The organism is Streptomyces sp. NBC_00028, assembly GCF_045041065.1.
In the GTDB taxonomy this organism is placed as follows: Bacteria; Actinomycetota; Actinomycetes; order Streptomycetales; family Streptomycetaceae; genus Streptomyces.
The window spans coordinates 524,629-539,079 of sequence record NZ_CP108293.1 but is presented as its reverse complement, the minus strand read 5'-3'; the positions used below and the strand labels follow the sequence as shown (position 1 = coordinate 539,079).

Below are 14,451 nucleotides of genomic sequence, written 5' to 3'. Positions count from 1 at the left end.
CACTCATCACACAGCACCCGACACAGCAGGGAGACACACCGCATGAGTGACCGCATCACCGTGGAGGAGCTCAGTGAGCTCATGAAGAAGTCCGCCGGAGTCACCGTCCCCCCGGAGGACCTCCGGCAGCGTTACGACACCGGCTTCGACACCTTCGGGATCGACTCCCTCGCGCTGCTCGGCATCGTGGGTGAGCTGGAGAACCGGTACGGCACGCCCATGCCTCCGGACGCGGAGAAGAGCAAGACCCCGCAGCAGTTCCTCGAACTGGTCAACAGCGTTCTACTGGCGGGAGCCTGACATGGCCGGGCACACCCAGAACGAGATCACCATCGGTGCGCCGCTCGACCTGGTCTGGGACATGACCAACGACGTCGCGAGCTGGCCGCAGCTGTTCAGCGAGTACGCCTCGGCCGAGATCCTCTCCGAGGAGGGGAACCGGACCACCTTCCGGCTGACCATGCACCCCGACGACAACGGGAAGGTGTGGAGCTGGGTGTCGGAACGCGAGCCGGACCGTGACACGCTCACGGTGCGGGCCCGCCGGGTCGAGACCGGGCCCTTCGCCTACATGAACATCGTGTGGCAGTACGAGAAGGTGCTCGAGGGCACCCGGATGGTGTGGACCCAGGACTTCGCGATGAAGCCGGACGCACCGGTCGACGACGCCTGGATGACCGACAACATCAACCGGAACTCCAAGGTGCAGATGGCCCTGATCCGGGACCGGATCGAGCAGGCAGCCACGGAGCGCCGGCCCGCGCCGGTGCTGTCCGACTGAACCGGACGGAGGGCAGGACGATGCACCAATCCCTGATCATCGCCCGCATGGCGCCGGAGTCGGCCCTCGACATCGCCAAGGTGTTCGAGGAGTCGGACCGGGGTGAGCTGCCCCACCTCGTGGGAGTCGCCCGCCGCAGCCTCTTCCAGTTCGGCGACGTCTATCTGCACCTCATCGAGTCGGAGCGGGACCCCGGACCCGCGATCGCCAAGGTGGCCGGGCATCCCGAGTTCCGGGACGTCAGCGAGCGGCTGTCGGCGTACGTCACCGCGTACGATCCGGCGACCTGGCGTTCACCGAAGGACGCCATGGCGCGCTGCTTCTACCGCTGGGAGCGGGACAACGCCCCTTCCTGAAGCACCGGATGAACCGCCGGTCGCCGGGCACGCGAGGGTTGCGTGCCCGGCGACCGGCGGTTCGTGAAGGGTTTCGCCGGGGGACTCGATCACTCGGGGACGGTGCAGTCGAACGCGTGCAGATAGGGGTTGACCGGGCGTACGTCGTCGATGACCAGGCCCGCCGTGGTCAGCCTGTCGACCATGCTGGCGCTCGTGTGCTTGGCGCCGCCCACGTTCAGGAGCAGCAGCAGGTCCATCGCGGTGCTGAACCGCATCGAGGGGGAGTCGTCGACGAGGTTCTCGATGACCACGACCCGCGTTCCCGGGCCGCCCGCCCGGATGACGTTGCGCAGCGTCCGGGTCGTACTGTCGTCGTCCCACTCCAGGATGTTCTTGATGACGTACACATCGGCCTTGACCGGGACGTCCTCCCGGCAGTCACCGGGTACCAGGCGCATCCGGTCGGCGAGTGCGCCTCCCGCCCGAAGGCGTGCGTCGGCGTTCTCCACCACACGCGGCAGGTCGAGCAGGGTGCCGTGCAGCGCCGGGTACTTCTCCAGCAGGCTCGCCACCACATGCCCCTGACCGCCCCCGATGTCGGCGACCGAGGTGGCTGCCGACAGGTCGAGGAAACGCGCGACATCGCGCGCGGACTGCATGCTGGAGGTCGTCATGGCCCGGTTGAAGACGTCGGCCGACTCCGGGGCGTCCTCGTTGAGGTAGGGGAAGAACTCCTTGCCGTACAGCTCCTGTACGACGTTGCGGCCGGAGCGCACCGCCTCGTCCAGTCGCGGCCACGCGTCCCAGGTCCACGGCTCGGTGCACCACAGGACGATGTCGCGCAGGCTGTGCGGGTCGTCCACGCGCAGCTGGCGGGACATGTCGGTGTGGGTGAAGGTTCCGTCCGGCTGCTCGGCGAAGACGCCGTAGCAGGACAGGGCCCGCAACAGCCGTCGTAGCGGCTTGGGTTCGGTGCGTACCGCGGCCGCGAGTTCCTCCGCGGTCTGGGGGTTGTCACCGAGGGCGTCGGCGACGTTCAGCCGGGTGGCCGCGCGGAGGGCGGCCGCGCATGCCGCTCCGAACGCGAGTTCCCTGAGCCGCATGGGTGACGGCGGTGCGGCCGGCGCGGTAGGTGAGGTCTGTGCGGTGTGGGTGGTCTGCGTGGTCTGTGCGGTCTGTGCGGTCGTCATGGGCCGCCCTCCTTCTGGGAGTTCATGAGCGGTTCCGCGGCCGTCAGCACAGTCCTGCGGGCCTGGACGCCCGGCAGGTGTTGCCCTGGAAGGTGTTGCCCTCGCCGGTGTCCGCGTTGACGAGGTCCGCAGGGGAGTTGCCCTGCAGCACGTTGCCGGTGATGCGGTTGCGGTCATTGGCGGTGCCCACGAAGCTCTTGAGCAGGACGATGCCGCCCGACATCGAGGAGTCGCCGACGTTGTCCGTGACGCGGTTCTTCGTCACCAGGGTGTCCTCGGCGCCGGTGAGTACGATGCCGGAGCCCTGGATCGCGTCGAGCCGCGCGGTCTTGGGGCAGGACTTGTTGTTCCGTGCGATGCGGTTGTCGCGCACGGTCAGGGCACCGGCCCTCGGCTTGTTCTCGTCGCCGACGACGAAAATGCCCGCGCAGTTGCCGGTGACACGGTTGTGCGCGACGGTGAGGTTCCGCAGCCGCCGGACGGTGACACCGATCCGGTTGCCTTGCAGGAGGTTGCCTTCGACCACGGTTCCCTCCGTGTCGACGGCGCCCTCCTCGGCTCGGATGGTGTTCGCGAGGAAGACGCCGGCGTCCCCGCTGTCCCGGACGGTGTTGTGGCGCAGGACGCTGCGGACCGAACGCTCTTGCGCGATCCCCCACACCCCGTTCTTCGCGGCGGTCACGTTCCGTACGGTCAGCCTGTCGGTCCCCACGCCGATGACCCCGGCCTTGGCGAAGCCGGTCACGGTCAGGGAGGCGATGGTGACGCCTTCGATGTTCTTGTCCTTCGTGCCGACCACACAGATGCCGTTGCCGTTCTCGCCACAGCTCTCGGCGGCCTTGGTCTTGGCCGGCTCCAGGACGGTCTCGGGGCCCGTGCCGCGCAGGGTGAGGCCGGGCGTGGTCACTTTGACGCTCTGGCGGTAGGTGCCGGGGGTCAGCAGAACGGTGTCTCCCGGCGCTGCGGCGTCCACGGCCTTCTGGATCGACTCTCCTGGAAAGACCAGGTGCGTCATGTGGTCCGCGGCGACCGCCGGGCCGGCGCCGAGCGCCGCTCCGGTGAGTGCGGCGGCACATGCCAGGTAGGTGACATGAGTTTTCATCATATTCCGCACGTTATGACCAGAAGATCGGTGAAGGGTCCCGATAGGCCGTCCGGCGGCGTGTCACGGAGCCGGCGCGTCGTGAGAGGTGCCCCGCGGCAGTCGGCTCCGCGATCTCAGGGTGTGGCCTCTCGTCGAGAGGCGTCGGTGGTGTCGGTTGCCGGGCGCTGGGGGGCCGCCAGGCTCGTGAGGAGCTTGAACCCGTCCTCGGAGGGGGTGCCCGGTTCGGTGACGTAGACGACCAGGTCGTGGACGGCCCGGTCGGACAGGGGCAGCGCCAGGGAGTGATAGGTCAGTTCCAAGGGGCCGACGTCGGGATGCCGGAACTTCTTGGGCCCGTGGTGCTGGATACGGACGTCGTGGGCGGCCCACAGCGCGCGGAAGTCGGGACTGAGCGTGGACAGGTCGCCGATGAGATCACGCAGCGTGCGGTCGTGAGGCTCCCGTCCGGCCTCGGCGCGCAGCAGGGCGGCTGTGATGCGGGCGGCCTTGTCCCAGTCGACGAAGAATTCCTGGGAGCCCGGGTCGAGGAAGATGTAGCGGGCGAAGTTGGGGCGGTTCCCCTTTTCGGTGGTGGCGCTGTCGAACAGCGGCGCGAACAGGGCTCGGGCCAGCGGGTTGACGGCGACGATGTCCTGACGGCCGTTCTGGACGGACGCTGAGGCCATCGTCATGGAGTCGAGCATCCACTGGATGCGGGACGGCACAGGGACGTCCTTGCGGCGGGTCGGCTTACGGCCCGCTGGTCTCGCGGCGCGGGCGAGGTCGAACAGATAGGTGCGCTCGTCCTCGTCGAGCTGGAGCGCTTTGGCGACCGCTTCGACCACGTCTTCCGACACTCCGCTGATGTGGCCCTTCTCCAGCCGGGTGTACCACTCGGTGCTCACACCCGCCAGGACGGCGACTTCCTCGCGGCGCAGTCCCGGGACACGGCGCCGGCCACTGGTGGGCAGCCCGACCTCCTCCGGGGTGATCTTGGCTCGGCGGCTGGCGAGGAAGTCCCGGATCTCGGTGCGGTTGTCGGGTCGTTGCTCCATTTCGTCCACGGTAGCGACCGGTGGCCGTTTAGGGAGGTCGAGTTTGTACCCCCCCATAAGGTGCCGGCCCGTCCGGATGCTGCCCGTCGTCAATGTGCCGGCGTTGGGCACGTTCGTGGTCGGTGCGACCGCGTTCGTCGTTCGCGCGGTCATCGGCCGCGCGTTGGGGGGTTGAGGTTATACCCCCCATAAACACGACCTTCCTCGGCTGCGGCGAGGGCGGTTGTGTGGGATCGCAAGGGGCGTCCTGAAGCGTCGCGGAGGCCGCCGCGTCGGACCGAAGACCGTGCACCGGAGCGCGAGCGGACCCGGCGCTCCGCCGCGTCGGCCAGGAGCCGACAGGCACTGGACACGTACCACCATCGGAGAACACATCATGCGCGCAACCCTCATGTACGGCGCCGGCGACGTGCGAGTCGAGAACGTCCCGGACTCCGTCGTCAAGCACCCCACCGACGCCCTGGTCCGCATCACCTCCTCCTGCATCTGCGGCAGCGACCTGTGGCCATATGCGTCGGCGAAGCCCGAGGACGGTCCCGCGCGGATGGGGCACGAGTTCATCGGCGTCGTCGAGGACACCGGCTCGGAGGTGACCACGGTCAAGAGGGGTGACCTGGTCGTCGCGCCCTTCGCCCTCTCGGACAACACCTGCGCGTTCTGCCGCGAGGGTCTGCACACCTCCTGCGCCCACGCCCAGGCCAACTTCTGGGACGGTGTGCCGGAGGAGGGCGGGCAGGCCGAGGCGGTACGTGTCCCGCTCGCCGACGGCACCCTCGTCAAGCTCCCCGTCGCCCCGGACTCGGCCCTCATTCCGTCCCTGCTGACGCTCTCCGACGTTCTCGGCACCGGCTACCATGCCGCCGTCGCGGGCGGGGTCAGTGAGCGCACCAGCGTCACCGTGATCGGCGACGGCGCCGTCGGCCTGCTCGGCGTGCTGTCGGCCAGGCGGCTCGGCGCCGAGCAGATCATCCTGATGGGCCGTCACCAGGCGCGCACCGACCTCGGCCGGGAGTTCGGTGCCACCGACGTCATCTCCGCACGGGGCGAAGAAGGCATCGCCCAGGTAAGGGAGTTGACCGGCGGGCACGGCACGCACGTGGTCCTGGAGTGCGTCGGCAACCTGCCCGCCTACGAGCAGTCCGTCGGTGTCGTCCGCCCGGGCGGCGTCATCAGCCGGGTCGGCGTCCCGCAGTACGAGGAAGCCCCGATCGGCTTCGGCAGCCTCTTCCGCCACAACATCCGCCTGGCCGGCGGACCCGCGCCGGTGCGCGCCTACATCGAGGAACTGCTGCCCGACATCCTCAGCGGCGCCATCGAGCCCGGCAAGGTCTTCGACGTCACCACGAACCTGGACGGCGTCCCGGCCGGCTACCAGGACATGGCCGACCGCAAGACCCTCAAGGTCCTCGTCAACAGCTGACCGCTTCCCTCTCCTCCATGCCGCCGAGCCGTACCGTCACGCGAAGGAGCACCTATGTCCACTGAACCCGTGTCCGCCGTCCCACCACGCCCCACCGAGCCTGACGTGTCCCTCTCGGCGCCCACCCGGCGGACCTTCATCGCCACCACGACCGCGGTCGGCGGGGTAGCCGTCGCGGGTGGTGTCATCGGAGGGTCCGTCCTGGTCGGTTCGCAGGACGCGGCGGCTGCCGTGGCGCCCACCAGCAGGGTGTCTCTGACGGTCAATGGCACCCGGCGGACGGTGACGGTGGACAACCGCACCTCGCTCCTCGATCTGCTGCGCGAGCACCTCGACCTGACCGGCTCCAAGAAGGGATGCAACGCCGGGGCTTGCGGAGCGTGCACGGTGCTGGTCGACGGGCGGCGCGTCAACTCCTGTCTGACGCTGGCGGTTCGGCTGGAGGGCGCCGAGGTCACCACGATCGAGGGCCTCGCCGACGGGGACCAACTGCACCCGCTCCAGCAGGCGTTCATCGACGAGGACGCCTTCCAGTGCGGCTACTGCACTCCCGGCCAGATCCTGTCGGGCGTGGGCTGCATCAAGGAGGGCCACACCGGCTCCCCGGAGGAGATCCGGGAGTGGATGAGCGGCAACATCTGCCGCTGCGGCTGCTACGTCAAGATCGCGCGCGCCGTCCAGCAGACGGCGGGGAAGTGAGCCATGCGTCCCTTCTCCTACACCCGTGCCTCCGACACCCGTGAGGCCCTCGACGCCGGTCGACGCGGCGGCCGTTACATCGCCGGCGGCACCACCCTCGTCGACCTGATGCGGGAGACCGTCGAACGCCCCGAGACCCTCGTCGACATCAGCGGCCTCCCGCTGCGCGAGGTCAAAGCCACCGAGGGCGGCGGCCTGCGGATCGGCGCGCTGGTGACGATGGCCGAGACCGCCGCCCATCCCAAGGTGCGGGCGCTGTATCCGGTCATCTCCGAGTCGCTGGAGCTGAGCGCGTCGGCCCAACTGCGCAACATGGCCACCATCGGCGGCAACGTCATGCAGCGCACCCGCTGCACCTACTTCCGCGACGTGACCGCCGCCTGCAACAAGCGTGAGCCGGGTTCGGGTTGCGCCGCCCTGGAGGGCCACAACCGCACCCACGCGATCCTCGGCACCTCCGACGCCTGCGTGGCCACGCACCCCTCCGACGTCGCCGTGGCGTTCGCCGCCCTGGAGGCGACCGTGCACCTGCTGGGTCCGGACGGGGAACGCCGTATCCGCTTCGCGGACTTCCTGCTGCGGCCCGGCAGCACCCCCAACCATGAACAGGCCCTCCGTCAGGGCGAGTTGATCACCTCGGTTGAGATCCCCGCGCTCCCACGCCCGCTGAAGTCCGGCTATCTGAAGGTCCGCGACCGGCAGTCCTACGAGTTCGCCCTCACCTCGGCGGCTGTCGCCCTGCACGTCCGGGGTGGGGTCATCCGCGAGGCGAAGGTCGCCGCCGGGGGAGTGGGCACCGTGCCCTGGAAGCTGCCCGCCGTCGAGCGAACCCTCATCGGTGAACGCCCCTCGGCAGTCCTTTGGGCAGCCGCCGCGGAGAAGGCCGCCGACGGTGCGCGGACCCTTCAATACAACGGGTTCAAGCCCGAGTTGCTCAAGCGGACCGTCGAGCGTCAGCTGCGTGTCGTGGGAGGTACGAAGTGAGTCCCCAGCCCCAGGCGGCCGTCGGCGCCCCGCTGTCCCGTGTCGACGGGCGGCTGAAGGTCACCGGCAAGGCCCTGTATGCCGCCGAGCACGACGTCGACGGCGTCCTGCACGCGGTCATCGTCGACGCGGGCATCGGCGTCGGCCGTATCACCTCGCTCGACACGAGCGCCGCCGAGAAACAGCCCGGCGTGCTGCGGGTGATCCATCATCGCAACGCGCCGAAGCTGCCGTACCGGGACAACCCCGGCTCGAACAACCCCGAGGGTGGCAGGTTGCGGGTCTTCCAGGACGACAAGGTCCTCTTCCACGGCCAGCCCGTCGCCGTCGTCGTCGCCACCACCCTGGAGGCCGCCCAGCACGGCGCCAGCCTGGTCAAGGTGCGTTACGAGGCCAAGAAGCCGTCGACCGACCTGGCGGAGGCGAAGCCGGACGAGCCGACCAAGTACGCCCGCGGTGACGCGGAGGCCGGGCTGCGCGACGCGGCGGTGCGTCTGGACCTGGACTACCGCATGGCGCGCAACCACCAGAACCCGATGGAACCGCACGCCACCATCGCCCGCTGGACCGGCGACAAGCTGACGGTGTGGGACAAGACCCAGTGGGTGGTGGGCACCCAGACCGAACTCTCCACGGTCTTCGACCTGCCCATGGAATCCGTGCGGGTCATCTCCCCGTTCGTCGGAGGCGGCTTCGGCAGCGGCCTGCGCTGCTGGCCGCACACGGTGGTCGCGGCGCTCGCCGCCCGCGAGCTGAAAGGCCCCGTCAAGCTCGTCCTGTCCCGCCGGCAGATGTACTTCGGCACCGGCTTCCGGCCTTCCTACGACTACCGTCTGCGCCTCGGCAGCGACCGGCGGGGCCGCCTCACCGCCATGGTGCACGAGATGGACGCGGAGACCTCCTCGTACGAGAAGTTCGAAGAGGCGATCATGCTCGCCGGGCAGATGTTCTACAGCACGCCCAACGTCAGCCAGGAGTACCGCAAGGTACCGCTGGACGTGAACACCCCGCTGTGGATGCGCGGTCCGGGCTTCTCGAACGCGTCCTTCGCCATCGAGTCGGCCATGGACGAACTCGCCGACCGGCTCGGTGTCGACCCGATCGAGCTGCGGCTGCGCAACGAGCCGGCCGAGGACGAGTCGAACGGGCTGCCCTGGTCCACCCGCAGGCTGCGCGAGTGCTACAGCGTCGGCGCGCGGGAGTTCGGCTGGGACCGGCGCAACCCCAAGCCCCGCTCGACGCGCGACGGCGACTGGCTGATAGGCCTGGGCATGGCCGCGGCCGTGTACGACCCCGGGCGTTTTCCCGCGCAGGCCCGGGTCCGTCTGGACGCCGACGGCACCGCGGTGGCGGAGGCCGCCACCATCGACATGGGGCCGGGCACCTACACCTCGCAGACCCAGGTCGCCGCCGACGCCCTCGGGCTGACCATGCGCAACGTGACCTTCCGGCTCGGCGACTCCCTCTATCCGCCCACCCCGCCGCACGGCGGCTCGATGACCATGACGGTCGTCGGCTCCGCCGTTCTCGACGGATGCAACAAGGTCCGCGGCCAGGCGATCAAGCTGGCCGTCGAGGACGAGGAGTCGCCGCTGTACGGCGTCAAGGCCGAGGACGTCGTCGTCCGCAACGGCCGACTGCACGTCCAGGACAACCCCACCCGAGGCGAGACCTACCAGCGGCTGCTGACCCGCAACAAGCTCACCCACCTCGAAGCCGACGGCGCCTACGCCGGAGCACCGGAACCCGCGCGCCACTCCTACTTCTCCTACGGCGCGGTCTTCACCGAAGTCGGCGTGGACGCCACGCTCGGCCTGGTCCGGGTGCGGCGGATGCTCGGTGTGTACGACGTCGGCCGCGTCGTCAGCCCCAAGCTGGCGGACAGTCAGGCGCTGGGCGGCATGGTGGGCGGCATCGGCCAGGCCCTCCTGGAGCACACGGTCACCGACCACCGCGACGGCCGGATCGTCAATGCGAGCCTCGCCGACTACCTCGTCCCGGTGAACGCCGACATCCGCGACCTCAAGGCGATCTACCTGGAGGGCGAGGACCCCGATGCCGACCCCCTCGGTGTCAAGGGGATCGGGGAGATCGTCCAGGTCGGTGTGGCGGCCGCCATCGCCAACGCCGTCTACAACGCCACCGGCCGTCGCATCCGCGAACTGCCCATCACCGCCGAGGCGTTGATCTGAGCCGGGGTGTTCTGGGCCGCGGAGGAGAAGCGCGGTGCCCAGGACACCCCCTTGCCCGTCCGGCTGCCGGACCTCTCAGGGCCGCCGTCGTGTTCGCGCCCCCGTGGAGCGCGGCGGCGGCCCTTCCCCACACCCACGGAGACAGGCCCATGTTCAACATCGCGGACACACTGCACCGCTGGTGCCGTGAGGCACGTCCGTTCGCCCTGGCCACCGTCGTCGACGTCACTGGCAGCGCACCTTTGCCGGTCGGTACGTCGGTGGCGGTGGACGCGGACGGCAACGCAGTCGGCAGCATCTCCGGCGGCTGCGTCGAGGGCGCCGTCCACGAGCTGTGCCGGCAGGTACTCAAGGACGGGGGTGCGCCTCAGCGGGCCTGGTTCGGGTACTCCGACGACGACGCCTTCGCCGTCGGACTGACCTGCGGCGGCGAACTCGACGTCCTGGTCCAGCGCGTCGACCCTGCCGCGCAGCCCCATCTGGCCGCCGCCTTCGCGGAGGTCGTGTCCGGTCGGCCCACCGCCGTGGCACAGGTGGTCGACGGACCTGAAAAACTCCTGGGCCGTACGGTGTGTGTCATCGGTGACGCGGCCCACGCAACCCTGGGCAACGGCGAGTTGGACCGGGAGGTGACGGCACAGGCCGGTGCCCTGCTACGGGCCGGACGCACCGCACGCGTCGAGGTCGGCGGCGACGCGGACACCTGCCCCGAGAGGCTGTCCGTCCTCGTCCACGTCCACGCGTCCCCGCCCCGTATGCTCATCTTCGGTGCCGTCGACTTCGCCGCCGCGCTCAGCCGGGCGGGTGACTTGCTGGGCTACCACGTCACGGTGTGCGACGCCCGCCCCGTCTTCGCCACCCCGGCCCGCTTCCCGTACGCGGACGAGGTGGTGGTCGACTGGCCGCACCGGTACCTGGCGCAGACGGCCGTGGACGCCCGTACCGCGATCTGCGTCCTCACTCACGACGCCAAATTCGACATCCCTCTGCTCCGGCTCGCCCTCGACCTGCCCGTCGGATACGTCGGCGCGATGGGATCCCGCCGCACCCATGACGAACGGCTGCGCCGCCTGCGCGAAGTCGGCCTCACCCAGGCCCAGTTGGCCCGACTGCGCTCCCCGATCGGCCTGGACCTCGGCGCCCGCACACCGCAGGAGACGGCGATGTCCATCGCCGCGGAGATCATCGCCGATCGGAACCGGGGCACCGGCCTGCCCCTGTCCCAGCGCACCGGCCCCATTCACGGGCACACCGGTCACGTGCCGGCGGCGGTGTGAAGCGCCGGCCGGAGAGAGGAAGCAACGTGCTCATCGACACCTACGGCCGGCAGGCCACCGACCTGCGTGTGTCGCTGACCGACCGGTGCAATCTGCGCTGTACGTACTGCATGCCCGAGGAGGGCCTGCAGTGGCTGGCCAAGCCCGACCTCCTCACCGACGACGAGATCGTCCGGCTGATCGACATCGCCGTCACCTCCCTCGGCATCGAGGAGGTCCGCTTCACCGGCGGCGAGCCCCTGCTGCGCCCCGGCCTGGTCGGCATCGTCGAGCGCGTGGCAGCCCTGGAGCCCCGCCCCCAGATGTCCCTGACCACCAACGGCATCGGCCTCAAGCGCACCGCGACGGCCCTCAAGGCCGCGGGCCTGGACCGGGTCAACGTCTCCCTCGACACCCTGCGCCCGGACGTCTTCAAGACCCTGACCCACCGGGACCGCCACAAGGACGTCATCGAGGGCCTGTACGCCGCCCGGGAGGCGGGCCTGACCCCGGTGAAGGTCAACTCGGTCCTGATGCCCGGTCTCAACGAGGACGAGGCCCCCGACCTCCTCGCCTGGGCGGTCGAGCACGACTACGAACTCCGCTTCATCGAGCAGATGCCCCTGGACGCCCAGCACGGCTGGAAGCGCGACGGCATGATCACCGCGGGCGACATCCTCACTTCCCTGCGCACCCGCTTCGAGCTGACGGAAGAGGGCTCGGAGAAGCGCGGCTCGGCCCCGGCGGAGCGCTGGATCGTCGACGGCGGCCCGCATGTGGTGGGCGTCATCGCCTCCGTCACCCGCCCGTTCTGCGCGGCCTGCGACCGCACCCGCCTGACCGCCGACGGCCAGGTCCGCACCTGCCTGTTCGCCCGGGAGGAGACGGACCTGCGCGCGGCCCTGCGCTCCGGCGCCCCGGACGAGGAGATAGCGAGCATCTGGCGGACGGCGATGTGGGGCAAGAAGGCGGGCGCGGGCCTGGACGACCCGACGTTCGTACAGCCCGACCGACCGATGTCCGCCATCGGAGGCTGAGGGCGACGTCTTGAGAGGGAACGTCTTCGATACCCCCAGGTCAGGAGCTCAGGGAGCTCCTGACCTGGGGCCCTGGGGCTCGCTCAGGCGCGGACGTCGTACCGGTCGAGGTTCATCACCTTGTCCCAGGCGGCGACGAAGTCCCGTACGAACTTCGCGTCGGCGTCATGGGAGGCGTAGACCTCGCTGAGGGCGCGGAGTTGGGAGTGCGAGCCGAAGACCAGGTCGACGGCGGTCGCGGTCCACTTCACCTCGCCGGTGTCGCGGTCCCGGCCTTCGTAGACGTTCTCGTCCGTGGCCGAGGCGGACCATTGGGTGCGCATGTCGAGGAGGTTGACGAAGAAGTCGTTGGTCAGGGTCTGGGGCCGGTTGGTGAGAGTGCCGTGCGCGGAGCCCTTGTAGGTGGTGCCGAGGGCGCGCATGCCGCCGATCAGGGCGGTCATTTCGGGGGCGGTGAGGTTGAGCATGTTCGCTCGGTCGAGCAGGAGCGTCTCGGGGGAGAGCTTCTCGCCCGCCTTGAGGTAGTTGCGGAACGCGTCCGCCTTGGGTTCGAGGACGGCGAACGACTCCACGTCGGTCTGATCCTGTGTGGCGTCCGTGCGCCCCGGTGTGAAGGGGACGGTCAGTTCGTGTCCGGCGTCGGCCGCCGACTTCTCGATGGCCGCGCAGCCGCCCAGGACGATCAGGTCGGCGAGCGAGACCCTCGTCCGGCCGGTCTGTGAGCCGTTGAAGTCCTGCTGGACCTGCTCGAGTGCGCGTACCGTCTCGGTGACTTCGGGGAGGGCGTTGACCTCCCAGTCCTTCTGCGGTGCGAGCCGGATGCGGGCCCCGTTGGCGCCGCCGCGCTTGTCGGTGCCGCGGAAGCTGGCGGCCGCGGCCCAGGCGGTGGTGACGAGCTGGGGGACGGACCGGCCGGAGGCGAGGATGGTCGCCTTGAGGGCGGCGATGTCGGTGTCGGTGATCAGGTCGTGGTCGACCGGGGGAACCGGGTCCTGCCACAGTTGAGGCTCGGGAATCCACGGGCCGAGGTAGCGCGAGCGGGGACCCATGTCGCGGTGCAGCAGCTTGAACCACGCCTTGGCGAACGCCAGGGCGAACTGGTCCGGGTTCTCGTGGAAGCGCCGGGCGATCGGGCCGTAGACCGGGTCCAGCTTCAGCGAGAGGTCCGTCGTCAGCATGATCGGGGCGTGCCGCTTGGACGGATCATGGGCGTCGGGCACCTTGTCCCGGGCGGAGGGGTCGGTGGGCGTCCACTGGTGGGCACCGGCCGGGCTCGTGGTCAGCTCCCAGTCGTAGCCGAAGAGGTTGTCGAGGAATCCGTTGTCCCACTTCGTCGGCTCGTACGTCCACGCCCCTTCGAGCCCGCTGGTCAGCGCGTCGCCGCCGACTCCGCTGCCGTGGGTGTTCCGCCAGCCCAGCCCCTGCTGCTCGATGGGAGCGCCCTCGGGCTCGGGGCCGACGTAGCTGGGGTCGACCGCCCCGTGACACTTGCCGAAGGTGTGGCCGCCGGCGATGAGCGCCACCGTCTCCTCGTCGTTCATCGCCATCCGCCCGAACGTCTCACGGATGTCGCGGGCCGCGGCCAGCGGATCCGGGGTGCCGTTGGGGCCTTCCGGGTTGACGTAGATCAGGCCCATCTGTACGGCGCCGAACGGGCCGCCCAGTTCCCGGTCCCCGCTGTAGCGCTCGTCGCCGAGCCAGGTGTCCTCGGGTCCCCAGAAGATCTCCTCCGGCTCCCACTGGTCCTCCCGCCCGAAGCCGAACCCGAAGGTCTTGAACCCCATGGACTCCATGGCGCAGTTCCCGGCGAAGACCAGCAGGTCCGCCCAGGAGATCTTCTGCCCGTACTTCTGCTTGACCGGCCACAGCAGCCGACGCGCCTTGTCCAGGCTCGCGTTGTCCGGCCAGCTGTTCAGCGGAGCGAAGCGCTGCGCGCCGGCACCGCCGCCGCCCCGGCCGTCGGCCGTCCGGTACGTTCCCGCGGAGTGCCAGCTCATGCGGATGAAGAGCGGGCCGTAGTGACCGTAGTCGGCCGGCCACCAGTCCTGCGAGGTGGTCATCACCTCGAAGACATCACGCTTGAGCGCTTCCACGTCGAGGGTCGCGAACTCCTTGGCGTAGTCGAAGCCCTTGTCCATCGGATTCGAACGCGACGAATGCTGATGGAGAACCTGAAGGTCCAGTTGCTCGGGCCACCAGTCCCGGTTCGTCCGCGGCCGGGTCGCCGTGGGGGTGGGGGAGGGGATTGCCGGGTTCTCGCTCTCACTGCCGGGCATGCGTCATCCTGCTTCCTGGTCGGATATGTCCCTTTGCCGGTTGTTGCTCCTGACGTTGTTCGCTTTACCGGAGTCGGGCAATCCGACACGCGCGCGGAGGCAGTCATCGGGCCCACAGGATGGAAACCTCGTTGAGTGC

The 14,451-nt window shown here is 69.7% G+C and carries 13 protein-coding genes; 9 read left to right on the top strand and 4 right to left on the bottom strand.

Annotated elements, in window-relative coordinates; translation table 11 throughout:
* Window positions 1-42: 42 nt before the first annotated feature.
* The 3 genes from OG885_RS02465 to OG885_RS02455 are packed head-to-tail and all read left to right on the top strand — an operon-like array spanning window position 43 to window position 1,137.
* Window positions 43-300, top strand: coding sequence for an acyl carrier protein (locus OG885_RS02465; RefSeq protein ID WP_405725188.1), 258 nt, complete (start codon window positions 43-45; stop codon window positions 298-300).
* Between the two features lies 1 nt (window position 301).
* On the top strand, window positions 302-781 hold the full coding sequence (locus OG885_RS02460) for an SRPBCC family protein (RefSeq protein WP_405725185.1): 480 nt from the start codon (window positions 302-304) through the stop codon (window positions 779-781).
* A 20-nt stretch (window positions 782-801) separates the two neighbouring features.
* A complete protein-coding gene (locus tag OG885_RS02455; RefSeq protein WP_405725182.1) occupies window positions 802-1,137 on the top strand; it encodes a TcmI family type II polyketide cyclase in 336 nt (111 codons plus the stop codon).
* An 89-nt stretch (window positions 1,138-1,226) separates the two neighbouring features.
* On the opposite strand, the gene OG885_RS02450 is transcribed toward OG885_RS02455, so the two are convergent.
* The 3 genes from OG885_RS02450 to OG885_RS02440 form a co-directional block, all read right to left on the bottom strand.
* Window positions 1,227-2,309: a methyltransferase gene (locus tag OG885_RS02450; RefSeq protein ID WP_405725179.1), complete on the bottom strand. Its 1,083-nt coding sequence runs from the start codon at window positions 2,307-2,309 to the stop codon at window positions 1,227-1,229.
* Between the two features lie 43 nt (window positions 2,310-2,352).
* The gene (locus OG885_RS02445) at window positions 2,353-3,414 is read right to left on the bottom strand and encodes a nitrous oxide reductase family maturation protein NosD (RefSeq protein ID WP_405725176.1); all 1,062 of its coding nucleotides are present in this window, start codon (window positions 3,412-3,414) and stop codon (window positions 2,353-2,355) included.
* A 113-nt stretch (window positions 3,415-3,527) separates the two neighbouring features.
* Window positions 3,528-4,448, bottom strand: coding sequence for a helix-turn-helix transcriptional regulator (locus OG885_RS02440; protein ID WP_405725173.1), 921 nt, complete (start codon window positions 4,446-4,448; stop codon window positions 3,528-3,530).
* Window positions 4,449-4,824: 376 nt separating this feature from the next.
* On the opposite strand from OG885_RS02440, the gene OG885_RS02435 reads away from it, so the two are divergent.
* The 6 genes from OG885_RS02435 to moaA all read left to right on the top strand — a co-directional run bounded on the left by OG885_RS02435 (window position 4,825) and on the right by moaA (window position 12,036).
* Window positions 4,825-5,868, top strand: a complete 1,044-nt coding sequence (locus tag OG885_RS02435) for a zinc-binding dehydrogenase (RefSeq protein ID WP_405725170.1) — start codon at window positions 4,825-4,827, stop codon at window positions 5,866-5,868.
* 54 nt (window positions 5,869-5,922) lie between these two features.
* Window positions 5,923-6,567 carry a (2Fe-2S)-binding protein gene (locus tag OG885_RS02430; RefSeq protein WP_405725167.1) on the top strand — a complete coding sequence of 215 codons (645 nt, stop codon included), beginning with the start codon at window positions 5,923-5,925 and terminating at the stop codon, window positions 6,565-6,567.
* Window positions 6,568-6,570: 3 nt separating this feature from the next.
* Complete coding sequence (locus OG885_RS02425) at window positions 6,571-7,551, top strand: FAD binding domain-containing protein (RefSeq protein ID WP_405725164.1); 981 nt, start codon at window positions 6,571-6,573, stop codon at window positions 7,549-7,551.
* Window positions 7,548-9,743, top strand: a complete 2,196-nt coding sequence (locus OG885_RS02420) for a xanthine dehydrogenase family protein molybdopterin-binding subunit (protein WP_405725161.1) — start codon at window positions 7,548-7,550, stop codon at window positions 9,741-9,743. Before OG885_RS02425 ends, OG885_RS02420 begins: the two co-directional genes overlap by 4 nt.
* A gap of 149 nt (window positions 9,744-9,892) precedes the next feature.
* Window positions 9,893-11,020: an XdhC family protein gene (locus OG885_RS02415; protein ID WP_405725158.1), complete on the top strand. Its 1,128-nt coding sequence runs from the start codon at window positions 9,893-9,895 to the stop codon at window positions 11,018-11,020.
* Window positions 11,021-11,046: 26 nt separating this feature from the next.
* Window positions 11,047-12,036, top strand: a complete 990-nt coding sequence (moaA, locus tag OG885_RS02410) for a GTP 3',8-cyclase MoaA (protein ID WP_405725155.1) — start codon at window positions 11,047-11,049, stop codon at window positions 12,034-12,036.
* Window positions 12,037-12,119: 83 nt separating this feature from the next.
* Here the strand turns inward: moaA and katG are convergent, their stop codons facing one another.
* The gene (gene katG / locus OG885_RS02405) at window positions 12,120-14,312 is read right to left on the bottom strand and encodes a catalase/peroxidase HPI (RefSeq protein ID WP_405725152.1); all 2,193 of its coding nucleotides are present in this window, start codon (window positions 14,310-14,312) and stop codon (window positions 12,120-12,122) included.
* Window positions 14,313-14,451 lie beyond the last annotated feature (139 nt).